This is a genomic window from Tissierella sp., assembly GCF_052089545.1.
Lineage (GTDB): Bacteria > Bacillota > Clostridia > Tissierellales > Tissierellaceae > Tissierella_A.
On sequence record NZ_JBQDAA010000060.1, the window covers coordinates 1 to 11,887 of the forward strand.

24 protein-coding genes and 1 pseudogene are annotated in these 11,887 nt (G+C 33.3%); all 25 read right to left on the reverse strand.

Going from position 1 to position 11,887, the window contains the following annotated elements:
• Nucleotides 1–132: pseudogene (locus tag ACTHW2_RS06095) on the reverse strand (translation initiation factor IF-1); the annotation flags it as partial.
• A 39-nt stretch (nucleotides 133–171) separates the two neighbouring features.
• Nucleotides 172–444 (reverse strand): KOW domain-containing RNA-binding protein, encoded by a 273-nt coding sequence (locus tag ACTHW2_RS06100; RefSeq protein WP_442263081.1) that lies wholly within the window; start codon nucleotides 442–444, stop codon nucleotides 172–174.
• A gap of 23 nt (nucleotides 445–467) precedes the next feature.
• Nucleotides 468–1,112 carry an adenylate kinase gene (locus tag ACTHW2_RS06105; RefSeq protein WP_442263082.1) on the reverse strand — a complete coding sequence of 215 codons (645 nt, stop codon included), beginning with the start codon at nucleotides 1,110–1,112 and terminating at the stop codon, nucleotides 468–470.
• An 18-nt stretch (nucleotides 1,113–1,130) separates the two neighbouring features.
• Nucleotides 1,131–2,402 carry a preprotein translocase subunit SecY gene (gene secY, locus ACTHW2_RS06110; RefSeq protein WP_442263083.1) on the reverse strand — a complete coding sequence of 424 codons (1,272 nt, stop codon included), beginning with the start codon at nucleotides 2,400–2,402 and terminating at the stop codon, nucleotides 1,131–1,133.
• Nucleotides 2,403–2,852 (reverse strand): 50S ribosomal protein L15, encoded by a 450-nt coding sequence (gene rplO, locus ACTHW2_RS06115; RefSeq protein ID WP_442263084.1) that lies wholly within the window; start codon nucleotides 2,850–2,852, stop codon nucleotides 2,403–2,405. It lies immediately after the preceding gene.
• 19 nt (nucleotides 2,853–2,871) lie between these two features.
• Complete coding sequence (gene rpmD, locus ACTHW2_RS06120; RefSeq protein ID WP_442263085.1) at nucleotides 2,872–3,048, reverse strand: 50S ribosomal protein L30; 177 nt, start codon at nucleotides 3,046–3,048, stop codon at nucleotides 2,872–2,874.
• A gap of 13 nt (nucleotides 3,049–3,061) precedes the next feature.
• Nucleotides 3,062–3,568: a 30S ribosomal protein S5 gene (rpsE, locus tag ACTHW2_RS06125; RefSeq protein WP_442263086.1), complete on the reverse strand. Its 507-nt coding sequence runs from the start codon at nucleotides 3,566–3,568 to the stop codon at nucleotides 3,062–3,064.
• Between the two features lie 15 nt (nucleotides 3,569–3,583).
• Nucleotides 3,584–3,946: a 50S ribosomal protein L18 gene (gene rplR / locus ACTHW2_RS06130; protein ID WP_442263087.1), complete on the reverse strand. Its 363-nt coding sequence runs from the start codon at nucleotides 3,944–3,946 to the stop codon at nucleotides 3,584–3,586.
• Between the two features lie 16 nt (nucleotides 3,947–3,962).
• Nucleotides 3,963–4,502: a 50S ribosomal protein L6 gene (gene rplF, locus ACTHW2_RS06135; protein WP_442263088.1), complete on the reverse strand. Its 540-nt coding sequence runs from the start codon at nucleotides 4,500–4,502 to the stop codon at nucleotides 3,963–3,965.
• A 33-nt stretch (nucleotides 4,503–4,535) separates the two neighbouring features.
• Nucleotides 4,536–4,931, reverse strand: coding sequence for a 30S ribosomal protein S8 (rpsH, locus tag ACTHW2_RS06140; protein ID WP_442263089.1), 396 nt, complete (start codon nucleotides 4,929–4,931; stop codon nucleotides 4,536–4,538).
• Between the two features lie 29 nt (nucleotides 4,932–4,960).
• Nucleotides 4,961–5,146, reverse strand: a complete 186-nt coding sequence (locus ACTHW2_RS06145; RefSeq protein ID WP_442263090.1) for a type Z 30S ribosomal protein S14 — start codon at nucleotides 5,144–5,146, stop codon at nucleotides 4,961–4,963.
• 17 nt (nucleotides 5,147–5,163) lie between these two features.
• Nucleotides 5,164–5,706, reverse strand: coding sequence for a 50S ribosomal protein L5 (rplE, locus tag ACTHW2_RS06150; RefSeq protein WP_442263091.1), 543 nt, complete (start codon nucleotides 5,704–5,706; stop codon nucleotides 5,164–5,166).
• A gap of 21 nt (nucleotides 5,707–5,727) precedes the next feature.
• Nucleotides 5,728–6,042, reverse strand: a complete 315-nt coding sequence (gene rplX, locus ACTHW2_RS06155; RefSeq protein ID WP_442263092.1) for a 50S ribosomal protein L24 — start codon at nucleotides 6,040–6,042, stop codon at nucleotides 5,728–5,730.
• Nucleotides 6,043–6,057: 15 nt separating this feature from the next.
• On the reverse strand, nucleotides 6,058–6,426 hold the full coding sequence (gene rplN, locus ACTHW2_RS06160; protein ID WP_442263093.1) for a 50S ribosomal protein L14: 369 nt from the start codon (nucleotides 6,424–6,426) through the stop codon (nucleotides 6,058–6,060).
• A gap of 28 nt (nucleotides 6,427–6,454) precedes the next feature.
• Complete coding sequence (rpsQ, locus tag ACTHW2_RS06165; RefSeq protein ID WP_442263094.1) at nucleotides 6,455–6,709, reverse strand: 30S ribosomal protein S17; 255 nt, start codon at nucleotides 6,707–6,709, stop codon at nucleotides 6,455–6,457.
• Nucleotides 6,710–6,715: 6 nt separating this feature from the next.
• Nucleotides 6,716–6,922, reverse strand: a complete 207-nt coding sequence (gene rpmC / locus ACTHW2_RS06170) for a 50S ribosomal protein L29 (protein WP_442263095.1) — start codon at nucleotides 6,920–6,922, stop codon at nucleotides 6,716–6,718.
• Nucleotides 6,912–7,355: a 50S ribosomal protein L16 gene (gene rplP, locus ACTHW2_RS06175; RefSeq protein WP_442263096.1), complete on the reverse strand. Its 444-nt coding sequence runs from the start codon at nucleotides 7,353–7,355 to the stop codon at nucleotides 6,912–6,914. The genes rpmC and rplP overlap by 11 nt, the downstream gene beginning before the upstream one ends.
• Nucleotides 7,356–7,379: 24 nt before the next feature.
• The gene (gene rpsC, locus ACTHW2_RS06180) at nucleotides 7,380–8,042 is read right to left on the reverse strand and encodes a 30S ribosomal protein S3 (RefSeq protein ID WP_442263097.1); all 663 of its coding nucleotides are present in this window, start codon (nucleotides 8,040–8,042) and stop codon (nucleotides 7,380–7,382) included.
• 17 nt (nucleotides 8,043–8,059) lie between these two features.
• Nucleotides 8,060–8,395 (reverse strand): 50S ribosomal protein L22, encoded by a 336-nt coding sequence (rplV, locus tag ACTHW2_RS06185; protein ID WP_442263098.1) that lies wholly within the window; start codon nucleotides 8,393–8,395, stop codon nucleotides 8,060–8,062.
• A gap of 23 nt (nucleotides 8,396–8,418) precedes the next feature.
• Entirely contained in the window at nucleotides 8,419–8,703 is a 285-nt protein-coding gene (gene rpsS / locus ACTHW2_RS06190; protein WP_442263099.1) for a 30S ribosomal protein S19, read from the reverse strand.
• 29 nt (nucleotides 8,704–8,732) lie between these two features.
• Entirely contained in the window at nucleotides 8,733–9,566 is an 834-nt protein-coding gene (gene rplB, locus ACTHW2_RS06195) for a 50S ribosomal protein L2 (RefSeq protein ID WP_442263100.1), read from the reverse strand.
• Between the two features lie 25 nt (nucleotides 9,567–9,591).
• Nucleotides 9,592–9,885: a 50S ribosomal protein L23 gene (rplW, locus tag ACTHW2_RS06200; protein ID WP_442263101.1), complete on the reverse strand. Its 294-nt coding sequence runs from the start codon at nucleotides 9,883–9,885 to the stop codon at nucleotides 9,592–9,594.
• Complete coding sequence (gene rplD, locus ACTHW2_RS06205) at nucleotides 9,885–10,508, reverse strand: 50S ribosomal protein L4 (protein ID WP_442263102.1); 624 nt, start codon at nucleotides 10,506–10,508, stop codon at nucleotides 9,885–9,887. The genes rplW and rplD overlap by 1 nt, the downstream gene beginning before the upstream one ends.
• A 20-nt stretch (nucleotides 10,509–10,528) precedes the next feature.
• Nucleotides 10,529–11,161, reverse strand: coding sequence for a 50S ribosomal protein L3 (gene rplC / locus ACTHW2_RS06210; RefSeq protein ID WP_442263103.1), 633 nt, complete (start codon nucleotides 11,159–11,161; stop codon nucleotides 10,529–10,531).
• A 58-nt stretch (nucleotides 11,162–11,219) separates the two neighbouring features.
• Nucleotides 11,220–11,537 (reverse strand): 30S ribosomal protein S10, encoded by a 318-nt coding sequence (rpsJ, locus tag ACTHW2_RS06215; protein ID WP_442263104.1) that lies wholly within the window; start codon nucleotides 11,535–11,537, stop codon nucleotides 11,220–11,222.
• Nucleotides 11,538–11,887 lie beyond the last annotated feature (350 nt).

An 11,887-nucleotide genomic window follows, 5' to 3' on the forward strand; every position in this document is an offset into this window, starting at 1 on the left:
ATAATGCATACGAAGTTTCCCAGAAATATGGGCTAAAATCTCGTGACCATTTTCAAGCTCTACTTTAAATATAGTATTTGGTAAAGCATCAATAACTGTACCTTCTACCTCTATAACATCTTTTTTAGCCATTCGGTTTTCGAACCTCCTGTTCAACGAATTTAGATCTCTTTAATTAAAGGGTTCTAAAATTTTTCTTATAAAAGCATTGCTTAGCTTTATCTTATTGTCTAGTTTATATTTTAATTCTGGAACTACAGTATTATAAACATCTAAATGTTTAATCTTCTTCTGTTTGGGGTTATCTAGTTTTCTTAAATCACCATTTACAATCGAAACATAACTTTCATCAATTATATTTAGCACTAAGAAAACTCTTCCCTTGTCACGTCCAGACTTTGACTTAACCACTTGTCCTATGGCTATGTCATTAGTTGAATCCATTAAATTCACCTCGAGAATTCTTATTACTCAGATAAAGAATCTACTATAGTATCAAATATTTGTTTTATTTCTCCTGTACCATCAACATCTACTATAAGACCTTTTTGTCTATAATAGTTTACCAAGGGTTCAGTTTGTTCAAAGTATACCTTGATTCTAGTAGCTACTGTATCTATTTTATCATCTTCTCTTTGATATAATTCTCCACCATCTATATCACATACACCTTCTACTTTTGGAGGTATATTTGTAATATGATATGTAGCTCCACAACTTTTACATACTCTTCTTCCAGTTATTCTTTCTATTAAAACATCTTTATCTGCTTGAATATTGACAACTTTATCTAATTTTATACCCATTTCATGTAGTTCTCTATCTAATGCTACTCCTTGTTCTATAGTTCTTGGAAATCCATCTAGTAAAAAACCATCCTTGCAATCATCTTCTAGCAGTCTATCCTTTACCATAGATATTACTAATTCATCAGGAACTAAAAGTCCCTTATCCATATACTCTTTAGCTGAAATGCCAAGAGGAGTATTAGATTTTATATTCGCTCTAAACATATCTCCCGTTGAAATATGTGGAATGTCATATTTTTTTACTATATTTGATGCTTGGGTACCTTTCCCAACTCCGGGAGGTCCTAATAATATAAGTCTCATGAACTCATCTCCTATAGTTTATTTTAAAAATCCTTTGTAATGTCTCATAAGCATCTGTGATTCTAATTGTTTAACTGTTTCAAGCGCTACACCTACAACTATTATTATAGCTGTACCACCAAAGTTAACATCCATACCAAATAGTTTTGATAATATAACTGGTAAGCTTGCTAAAATTGCTAATGAGAGTCCTCCTACAAATGTTATTCTTGAAACTACTCTATTTAAATATTCTGATGTCGGTCTTCCAGGTCTTATACCAGGAATAAACCCACCATTTTGTTGTAAATTCTTTGAATATTCAACAGTATTAAATTGAATTGCTGTATAAAAATAAGTGAAAAACATTATCAGAATTATCTGCAGTATTGAATATACCCATATTCCAATACTACCTTGTGGTGTTAACCATTTAGTAATCCATCCTGATCCTGCCTGCGTAAATAAACTTATTGTCTGTGGAAGTGCTAATAATGATGTAGCAAATATTACTGGCATAACTCCTGCCATAGATACCTTAACAGGTATATGGGTGCTTTGTCCACCATACATTTTTCTTCCTACAACTCTCTTTGCATATTGAACATTTACTTTTCTTTCACCTTCTTGTAGTGCTACTACAACTGCAATGATAGCTAAAAATACCACACCAAATGTTAGTACCTTAAATATATTTAAGCTACCTGCCGCTACTAATTGTCCAGTCTTTATAAGTTCTGCTGGAAGTCTAGATATGATACCTACAAATATTAGTATTGAAATACCATTTCCAACACCTTTTTCTGAAATTAAATCTCCTATCCAGATTAAAAATGCAGTACCTGCAACAAGTGTTATAACTACTATCATCTTTTGTAGTGTTCCTGTAGCTTCTAAAGCAGGTCTAAATATTCCTAGTGTCATACCAATTGCTTGTATTAAAGCTAATACAACTGCTGCAACTCTTGTAATTTTACCTATTTTCTTTCTACCCTCTTCGCCTTCTTTAGCAAGTTCTTCAAGTCTTGGAATTGCTATAGTTAAAAGTTGAATTATGATAGATGCCGTAATATATGGATATATATTAGTTGCAAATATACTAAAGCTAGAAAATGTACCTCCAGCCATAAGGTCTAAGAATTGTAAAAGTCCACCTTGATTAGATTCAAATATTTCCGCTATCATTGCCTTGTTCATATATGGAACTGGGATATTGGACCCTAGTCTAAATACAAGAAGCATAAGCAATGTGAAGTTTATCTTTTTCCTTATTTCCGGTATCTTCCACGCATCTTTCAAAGTAGAGATCATTTATATCACCTCAACCTTGCCACCTGTGGACTCAATCTTTTCTATAGCTGTTTTACTAAACTTTTGAGCTTTAACTGTTAGTTTAACTTTTAACTCTCCAGTTCCAAGAATTTTAACTCCATCTTTTGAATGAGCTTTTTTAATTAACCCTTCTTCCATTAGTAATTCAGGAGTTACAACTGTTCCTTCTTCAAATCTATTTAAATCATCTATATTTACAGTTCCTATTTCTTTTGCAAATATATTTGTAAAACCTCTTTTAGGAAGTCTTCTAAATAAAGGCATTTGGCCACCTTCAAATCCAGGTCTTACTCCTCCACCTGATCTTGCATTTTGTCCTTTATGTCCTTTTCCGGATGTTTTACCATATCCTGAGCTTATACCTCTTCCTACTCTTTTTTTTGATTTCTTTCCTCCACCTTCATTAGGTCTTAAATCATTTAACTTCATAGAGTTACACCTCCTTTACTTAATCTATAAGTTCGATCATGCTGCTTATTTGATTTATCATACCTCTAATTTGAGGGGTATCACTTTTTTCCAATACTTGATTAACTTTTTTAAAACCAAGTGCTTCAACTGTTTTTTTATGCTTTTCAGTTTTACCTATTGGACTTTTAATTAATTTAATTTTAATCATAGCCATTTAAGAATCCCCCCTAACCTAATAATTCTTCTACTGTTTTGCCTCTTAGTTTTGCAACATCTTCGGCATTTTTCAAATTAATTAGAGCATCCATAGTTGCGTTAACAACGTTTCTCGGATTACTGCTTCCAAGGGATTTTGTTCTAATATCTCTTATACCTGCTAACTCGCACACAGCACGTACAGCACCACCTGCTATAACACCTGTACCTTCTTTAGATGGTTTTAATAATACTCTTCCTGCTCCAGATACTCCAAGTATTTCATGAGGTATTGAAGTTTCTTTTAGTGGTACTTTTATGATGCTCTTTTTAGCATTTTGAATTGCTTTTCTAATAGCCTCTGGCACCTCTAGGGCTTTAGCCATACCTATACCAACATAACCATTTCCATCCCCTACAACTACTAAAGCGCTAAACCTAAAGTTTCTACCACCTTTTACTACTTTAGCTACACGATTTATATTAACTACTCTTTCTTTTAAGTCTAATTCATTTGGATTAATGAATGAACGTACCATTATTTACCTCCTTTTTTAGAATTTAAGTCCAGCTGATCTTGCACCTTCAGCAAGTTCTTTTATTCTTCCATGATAAATATATCCACTTCTATCGAATACAACATCTTCTATTCCTTTATCTACTGCTTTTTTAGCAATTGATTCTCCGACTAATTTAGCTGCTTCCTTATTACTAGTTGAAGTAAGTTCAAGCGATTTATCTAAAGTAGAAGCTGATGCTAATGTAGATTTTGTAGTATCATCAATAATTTGAGCGTATATATGTTTTCCACTTCTATAAACATTCAGTCTAGGTTTTGCAGAAGTTCCTGCAATTTTTTTTCTTACTCTAGAATGTCTTGCTTTTCTGTTTTCATTTTTATTAATCTTTTTTAGCAATATATTTCACTCCCTTCTACTTACCAGTCTTACCAACTTTACGTCTTATTTGTTCACCTTCGTATTTAACACCTTTACCTTTATAAGGTTCTGGTGGTCTATATCCTCTTATAACAGCAGCGTAGTTACCTACTTGTTGTTTATTTATTCCTTTAACAATTATCTTGTTTGCTGCCGGTACTTCTACTTCAATACCTTGTGGATCTTCTAATTCTAATGGATGAGAATATCCAAGTCCTAGTATTAGTTTTTTCCCTTGTTTTTGAGCTCTATATCCTGTACCTTCTATTTCTAATCTCTTTTCATAACCTTTGGTTACACCTTCTATCATGTTATAGATTAAAGTTCTTGATAAACCATGTAATGATCTATGTCTTTTATTTTCTGTAGGTCTAGCTATAGTTAAAACTCCATCTTCTATTTTTATATCCATTCCTGGAGTTATTTGTTCAGATAATTCGCCTTTAGCACCTTTTACTTTAACAAGGTTTTTATCATCTACAGTTACTTCTACACCACTTGGAATGGAAATTGGGTTTAATCCTATTCTTGACATAAGTGCACCTCCCATTCTTTTATTTTATCAAATTTACCAAACATAGCAAAGAACTTCTCCGCCAACCGAACTGTTTCTAGCGTCTTTATCAGTCATCATACCTTTTGAAGTTGAAATAATAGCAATTCCTAGTCCTCCAAGTACTCTTGGTACATTGTCACTTTTAACCTGTACTCTAAGACCTGGCTTAGAAATTCTTTTTATTCCACTAATAACTTTTTCTTTACTTTGTCCATATTTAAAATCTATTCTTATGATTCCTTGTTTATTATCTTCTATATAGTCGAAACCTTTAATAAAACCCTCATTTAAAAGAATTTGAGCTATTTCTTTTTTAATATTAGAAGCAGGAATATCAACTGAATCGTGTTTCGCATTATTACTATTTCTTATTCTAGTTAACATATCCGCAATTGGGTCTGTCATCATAATTAGTTGCCTCCTTTCATAAACTTATACTACCAGCTTGCTTTTTTTACTCCAGGAATATCGCCTTTATGAGCTAGTTCTCTGAAACATATACGACATACTCCGTATTTTCTTAAATATCCGTGAGGTCTACCACAAATCTTGCATCTATTATACTCTCTTGAGCTAAATTTCGCTTTTCTTTTTTGTTTTGCTATCATAGACTTTTTTGCCACTATATATCCCTCCTTCTTTACTTTTTAAAGGGCATTCCCATTTTCTCTAAGAATACTCTTGCTTCTTCATCAGTTTGGGCTGTTGTTACAACAACTACATCTAAACCTCTTATGGATTCAACTTCATCATATTCTATTTCAGGGAAAATAAGTTGTTCTTTTATACCAAGTGCATAGTTTCCCCTACCATCAAATGCAGTAGAACTAACACCTCTAAAGTCTCTTACTCTTGGTAATGCTATATTCATTAGTTTATCTAAGAAGTTATACATTTTCTCGCCTCTTAAAGTCACTTTTGTTCCAATTTTCATGCCTTCACGTAGTTTAAAGTTTGCAATAGATTTCTTTGCATGAGTCATAAGTGGTCTTTGTCCTGTGATAGTTTCTAGTTCTTTTACCGCAGCTTCAAGTGCTTTCGGGTTATCTTTAGCTTGACCAACACCCATATTTATTACAACCTTTTCTATTTTTGGTACTTCCATTACATTTTTATATTGAAATTTTTCCATTAAAGATTCAATTACTTCGTCATTATACTTTTCTTTCAATCTGGAAGTCATTCTGTACTACCTCCCCTCTTACTATTTATCTAGAACTTCTCCACATTTTTTACATACTCTTTTTTTACTACCATCTTTTAAGATAGTGCTTCCTGTTCTTACACCCTTTTTATCATTCTCGCAATAATACATTACTTTAGATGCATTTATCGGTCCTTCATAATTAACTATTCCACCAGGACTTGTAGGTCCCATATTTTTCTTATGCTTTGTAAGCATGTTCACGCCTTCTACTACTACTTTATTTTCTTTAGGTATGGATTTTAAAACTTTTCCTGTCTTACCTATGTCTTTTCCTGAAATGACAACTACTTTATCGCCATTTTTTACATGCATACTTTACACCTCCTCTTATAGTACTTCCGGTGCTAAAGATATTATCTTCATAAAGTTCCCAATTCTTAATTCCCTAGTTACTGGTCCAAATATACGAGTTCCAGTAGGGCTTTTATCATCTTTGACAATTACTGCTGCATTGTCATCAAATTTAATATAGGATCCATCTTCTCTTCTAACACCATGCTTAGTTCTTACAACTACCGCCTTTACTATTTCACCTTTTTTCACAACTCCACCAGGTGTTGCACTTTTAACCGAACAAACAACCATATCTCCAACTCGAGCATATCTTTTATTTGTTCCTCCAAGTACCCTTATAACTAAAAGTTCTTTCGCACCTGAGTTATCAGCTACTCTCATACGGCTTTCCACTTGGATCATTAGATTACCTCCTTTCAAGCAAAAACTACTATTTTGCTTTTTGTACTATATTTAAAACTCTCCAGTTCTTTTGTTTACTTAATGGTTTTGTTTCCATAATTTTAATAACATCACCTGTTTTACATTCGTTATTTTCATCGTGTGCTTTGAATTTCGTAGTTCTTTTTAATTGTTTATGATATAGTGAGTGAGTTTTAAAGGTTTCAACTGCAACAACTACAGTTTTATCCATTTTATCACTTACAACTATACCTGTTCTAGTCTTACGATTTCCTCTTTCCATTTAAGATTAAACCTCCTTTCCTATACCTAGTTCACGTTCTTTTAATATGGTTTTTACACGCGCGATATCTTTTCTAACGGATTTAATACTTAAAGGGTTATCCAACTGACCTGTAGCCAATTGAAATCTTAAATTGAATAATTCTTCTTTTAACTCTAATAGTCTGCCGTCTAATTCATTTCCAGACATTTGGCGAATTTCTTTAGCTTTCATTAGCTTCACCACCCTTTTCTTGTCCTTCATCACGCATGACAAATTTAGTTTTTATAGATAATTTATGCGCTGCAAGTCTCATTGCTTCTCTTGCTTCCTCTTCAGATATTCCACCCATCTCAAAAAGAATTCTACCTGGCTTAACAACCGCTACCCAATACTCAGGTGCACCTTTACCAGAACCCATACGAGTTTCAGCAGGTTTTTCAGTTACAGGCTTATCTGGGAATATCTTGATCCAGATGTTTCCACCTCTTTTTACATATCTTGTCATAGCTCTTCTTGCTGCCTCTATTTGATTAGAAGTAACCCAAGTTGGCTCTAAAGCTTGTAATCCATACTCACCATAAGTTATGGCATTACCACGATGAGCATTACCTTTCATTCTTCCTCTATGAACTCTACGATATTTTACTCTTTTAGGCATTAACATATTAAAACTCCTCCTTCCTACAGTTTATTTAACTGTTTCTTCCTTTTCTTCTTTCTTAGTAGGAAGAATCTCTCCTTTATATATCCAAACTTTTACTCCTATTTTTCCATAAGTAGTATCTGCTTCGGCAAATCCATAATCTATATCAGCTCTCAATGTTTGTAGTGGTATAGTTCCTTCATCATATCCTTCTGTCCTAGCCATATCTGCTCCGCCAAGTCTTCCTGATACTTGTGTTTTTATTCCTTTAGCTCCAGATCTCATAGTTCTTTGTATAACTTGTTTCATAGCTCTTCTAAAAGAAACTCTTCTTTCAAGTTGTGACGCTATGTTTTCTGCTACTAATTGACCATCAAGTGATGGGTTTTTAACCTCTTCTACATTTATGGAAATAGATCTTCCTGTCATTTTTTCAATATCTTTTCTAAGAGCTTCTACTCCAGATCCACCTCTACCTATTACCATTCCAGGCTTAGATGTATAAACTGAAATTTTAACTTTATTAGCAGCTCTTTCTATTTCAATCTTTGAAATACCAGCTATGAATAATTTCTTTTTCATGTATTTACGAATCTTATCATCTTCTACTAAGAATTCATCAAAGTTTTTCTTGTCCGCGTACCACTTTGAATTCCAATCCTTTATTACACCAACTCTTAAACCATGCGGGTTAACTTTTTGACCCATTAATTACCCCTCCTTTTTTACTCTTTTTCTTTAACTTCTACCCCTACGTGACTACTCCTTTTTAAAATAGGATAAGCCATTCCTTTAGCTTTAGGTCTCCATCTCTTCATATGTGGACCATCGTTCGCGTAAGCAGCAGATACATATAAGTTATCTCTATCTAAATTAAGATTGTTTTCCGCGTTTGCAACTGCTGAATTCAACACTTCTTCAAGAACTCTAGCACCTTTTTTCGGTGTAAATTTTAAAATTGATAGAGCTTCGTCTACTTGTTTGCCTGTTATTTCTCTACATATATAATGTACCTTCAATGGAGAAATTCTAACATATTTGGCTATAGCTTTTGCTTCCACTTTACTTCCCTCCTCGCCTCTATCTATTTAACTACTGATGTTGTTTCACTTTTACTACCGTGACTTCTAAACGTTCTAGTAGGAACAAATTCTCCTAATTTATGACCTACCATATCTTCAGTAATATAAATAGGTACATGCTTTCTACCATCATGAATTGCTATAGTGTGACCTACTAGTTCCGGAAATATAGTGGAACGACGTGACCATGTTTTAACAACTTTTTTCTGATTGCTTTCGTTTAACTCTTCTACTTTTTTTAGAAGATGATCGTCTATAAAAGGTCCCTTTTTTAAAGATCTACCCATGACTATTCCTCCTTTAACGACAAATTTTATTACTTAGTTTTTCTTCTTCTTACGATATATTGATTTGATTTCTTTGATCTTTTTCTAGTTTTAAGTCCTAATGTCTTTTGACCCCATGGTGAAACTGGTGAAGGTCTCCCTATTGGTGTTCTACCTTCTCCACCACCGTGTGGATGGTCTATAGGATTCATAGCACTACCACGTACTGTAGGTCTTATGCCTAGATGCCTAGATTTACCTGCCTTACCTATAGTGATAAGTTCATGGTCTTTATTTCCAACTTGACCTATTGTAGCGCGACACTCTATGCTTATAAGTCTAATTTCTCCTGAAGGAAGTTTTAGTTGTGCGTATTTCCCTTCTTTTGCTGTAAGTTGAGCACTTGAGCCAGCCGATCTTGCTAACTGTCCGCCTTTTTCTGGCTTTAATTCTATATTGTGTATTGTTGTACCTACAGGAATATCTTTCAATTTTAAAGAGTTTCCTGTTTTTATGTCTGCATCCTTGCCTGATTCTATTATATCTCCTACTTTTAATCCTCTCGGAGCTATAATATATCTTTTTTCACCATCTACATAATGTATAAGTGCTATGTTCGCAGTTCTATTCGGATCATATTCTATAGTAGCTACTCTACCTTGTATATCATCTTTATTTCTTTTAAAGTCTATTATTCTATACTTTCTTTTAGCTCCACCACCAATGTGACGAGTAGTGATTACACCCCTTGAGTTTCTTCCGCCTTTTTTATTTAAGTTAACAAGTAGCGATCTTTCAGGTTTAACACTTGTTATATCTTCAAAAGTTGATACTGTCATTTTTCTTAATGCAGGGGAAGTAGGTTTGAATTTTTTAATACTCATTGTTTTACCTCCTTTTTACAAAATTTTATTCCATTCCTTCGAAGAATTCTATAGTTTTAGATCCTTCAGTTAATTTTATTATTGCTTTTTTCCAGTTAGATCTCCTACCTGATGTATAACCTTGTCTCTTAACTTTTCCAAGCATATTTAAAGTGTTAACTTTTTCAACTTTTACATCAAACACACTTTCTACAGCTTGTTTTATTTCACTTTTATTTGATTTTTTATCTACTATAAAAGTATACTTCCTATCTGCCATTTCTTCCATACTTTTTTCAGTTATTATTGGTTTAATAATAATATCGTGTGGAATACGCATTATGCATACACCTCCTCCACTTTTCTAACAGCTTCCTTTGTAATGATAAGTGAATTATATTTTAATAATTCATATACATTCAAATTGCTCACTATTGTAGTTTGAACACCTGGTAAGTTGTTAGCTGATTTTATAACATTAGTTTCTGGGTTTAAAGTTACAATTAGTGCTTTTTTATCAGCAGATAATTTATTTAATATATTTACCATGTCTTTAGTTTTTGGAGAATCTATTTTAAATTCATCAATAACTATAATTTCATTTTCTTCAACTTTTGAAGTAAGAGCAGACTTCATAGCAAGTCTTTTTATTTTCTTAGGTGTTTTGTAACTATAATCTCTTGGCTTTGGTGCAAATACAACACCGCCTCCAGTCCAATGAGGTGCTCTTATACTTCCTTGACGAGCTCTTCCTGTTCCTTTTTGTCTCCAAGGCTTTCTTCCACCGCCTCTTACTTCCGCTCTAGTCTTAGTAGATTGTGTACCTTGTCTTTTGTTAGCAAGTTGATTTTTAACAACTTGATAAGCTGCATGTTGGCTAACCTCTACGCCGAATGTAGCTTCATTTAGTTCTATCTGTTCTACTTGCTCTCCTTGCATATTGTATACATTTACTTTAGGCATTTTACGTCCTCCCTTCAGCCTTATTTTGTTCTTTTAGTAGTTTGTTTTATAGTAACAAACCCTTTTCTAGGTCCTGGAATAGCACCTTTTATTAGGATTAAGTTCTTTTCAGCATCAGTTTTTACAACTTCTAGATTTTGAACAGTAACTCTTTTATTTCCCATTTTCCCAGCCATTCTGTGACCTTTAAATACTCTTCCTGGATAAGCACTCGCACTCATTCCACCTGGAGATCTACGGAATCTAGAACCATGTGTTTCTCTACCTTTGGAAAAACCATGTCTCTTTATAACACCTTGAGTTCCCTTACCTTTAGATGTTCCTATTATATCTATTTTATCTCCCGCTTCAAAGATATCAACTTTTATTTCTTGACCTATTTCAAACTCTTCTGGGTCTTCTACCTTTATTTCATGTAACATTTCTTTAAGCCCTGCTTCCGCTTTTCCAAAATGTCCTTTTAGAGGCTTGTTAGCCTTGTTTTCTTTCATATCAAAGAATCCTACTTGGATAGCATTGTATCCATCCTTTTCTATAGTCTTCTTTTGAACAACTACTAGGGGTCCTGCTTCTACAACTGATACTGGAATAAGTTCTCCACTTTCTCCAAATATTTGAGTCATTCCAATTTTTCTTCCTAGCATATTTTTCATATCTTGCACCTCCTATTATTTTACAGCGGATTACCAATTGGTAATCATATAAAAACTCTTATAACTTTATTTCAATATCTACCCCTGCAGGTAAATTCAATTTCATAAGTGAATCTACAGTTGGTTGGTTTGGGCTAAGAATATCTATAAGTCTTTTATGAGTTCTTTGCTCAAATTGCTCTCTAGCATCTTTATGCTTGTGTACAGACCTAAGTATTGTGATTACCTCTTTTTCTGTCGGTAGTGGCACTGGACCTGATACACTTGAACCTGTTCTTTTTGCTGTTTCTACAATTCTTTGAGCTGATGCATCAAGTAATTCATGATCATAAGCTTTTAATCTAATTCTTATTTTTTGTTTACCATTGTTTGACATTTATTTCCCTCCTTCTATCGCATGCGGATTTTTACATGCGACTTAGAATTGCCGATACACCTATCCGGGTGTTTCTATTTTTTTGAAAAATATCTTGGCAAATCTAGTCGCCCGGTTTTAAACCGAACATACTCAACAAAAATTTCCTGTTTTATCTACAGCTACCTTTTGTCTCATCGCTATGCCTCCAATAAAACACTACTTTAGTTTATAATAAATTTGGACAAATTACAAGTGTTTTTTGGAAATAAATCAATTTATTTTTTATAATATTAAAAAAGGAAGGTTTTTCCTCCCTTTTTTTAATGTATTAACCTAATACCTTAGTTACTACTCCTGAACCTACTGTT

Excerpts from the sequence above, each read along its gene's own strand:
- ACTHW2_RS06100 (WP_442263081.1), bottom strand. The coding sequence starts at position 444 with ATGGATTCAACTAATGACATAGCCATAGGACAAGTGGTTAAGTCAAAG.
- ACTHW2_RS06105 (WP_442263082.1), bottom strand. The coding sequence starts at position 1,112 with ATGAGACTTATATTATTAGGACCTCCCGGAGTTGGGAAAGGTACCCAA.
- secY (WP_442263083.1), bottom strand. The coding sequence starts at position 2,402 with ATGATCTCTACTTTGAAAGATGCGTGGAAGATACCGGAAATAAGGAAA.
- rplO (WP_442263084.1), bottom strand. The coding sequence starts at position 2,852 with ATGAAGTTAAATGATTTAAGACCTAATGAAGGTGGAGGAAAGAAATCA.
- rpmD (WP_442263085.1), bottom strand. The coding sequence starts at position 3,048 with ATGGCTATGATTAAAATTAAATTAATTAAAAGTCCAATAGGTAAAACT.
- rpsE (WP_442263086.1), bottom strand. The coding sequence starts at position 3,568 with ATGGTACGTTCATTCATTAATCCAAATGAATTAGACTTAAAAGAAAGA.
- rplF (WP_442263088.1), bottom strand. The coding sequence starts at position 4,502 with ATGTCAAGAATAGGATTAAACCCAATTTCCATTCCAAGTGGTGTAGAA.
- rpsH (WP_442263089.1), bottom strand. The coding sequence starts at position 4,931 with ATGATGACAGACCCAATTGCGGATATGTTAACTAGAATAAGAAATAGT.
- rplE (WP_442263091.1), bottom strand. The coding sequence starts at position 5,706 with ATGACTTCCAGATTGAAAGAAAAGTATAATGACGAAGTAATTGAATCT.
- rplX (WP_442263092.1), bottom strand. The coding sequence starts at position 6,042 with ATGCATGTAAAAAATGGCGATAAAGTAGTTGTCATTTCAGGAAAAGAC.
- rplN (WP_442263093.1), bottom strand. The coding sequence starts at position 6,426 with ATGATCCAAGTGGAAAGCCGTATGAGAGTAGCTGATAACTCAGGTGCG.
- rpsQ (WP_442263094.1), bottom strand. The coding sequence starts at position 6,709 with ATGGAAAGAGGAAATCGTAAGACTAGAACAGGTATAGTTGTAAGTGAT.
- rpmC (WP_442263095.1), bottom strand. The coding sequence starts at position 6,922 with ATGAAAGCTAAAGAAATTCGCCAAATGTCTGGAAATGAATTAGACGGC.
- rplP (WP_442263096.1), bottom strand. The coding sequence starts at position 7,355 with ATGTTAATGCCTAAAAGAGTAAAATATCGTAGAGTTCATAGAGGAAGA.
- rpsC (WP_442263097.1), bottom strand. The coding sequence starts at position 8,042 with ATGGGTCAAAAAGTTAACCCGCATGGTTTAAGAGTTGGTGTAATAAAG.
- rpsS (WP_442263099.1), bottom strand. The coding sequence starts at position 8,703 with ATGGGTAGATCTTTAAAAAAGGGACCTTTTATAGACGATCATCTTCTA.
- rplB (WP_442263100.1), bottom strand. The coding sequence starts at position 9,566 with ATGAGTATTAAAAAATTCAAACCTACTTCCCCTGCATTAAGAAAAATG.
- rplW (WP_442263101.1), bottom strand. The coding sequence starts at position 9,885 with ATGCGTATTCCACACGATATTATTATTAAACCAATAATAACTGAAAAA.
- rplD (WP_442263102.1), bottom strand. The coding sequence starts at position 10,508 with ATGCCTAAAGTAAATGTATACAATATGCAAGGAGAGCAAGTAGAACAG.
- rplC (WP_442263103.1), bottom strand. The coding sequence starts at position 11,161 with ATGAAAAATATGCTAGGAAGAAAAATTGGAATGACTCAAATATTTGGA.
- rpsJ (WP_442263104.1), bottom strand. The coding sequence starts at position 11,537 with ATGTCAAACAATGGTAAACAAAAAATAAGAATTAGATTAAAAGCTTAT.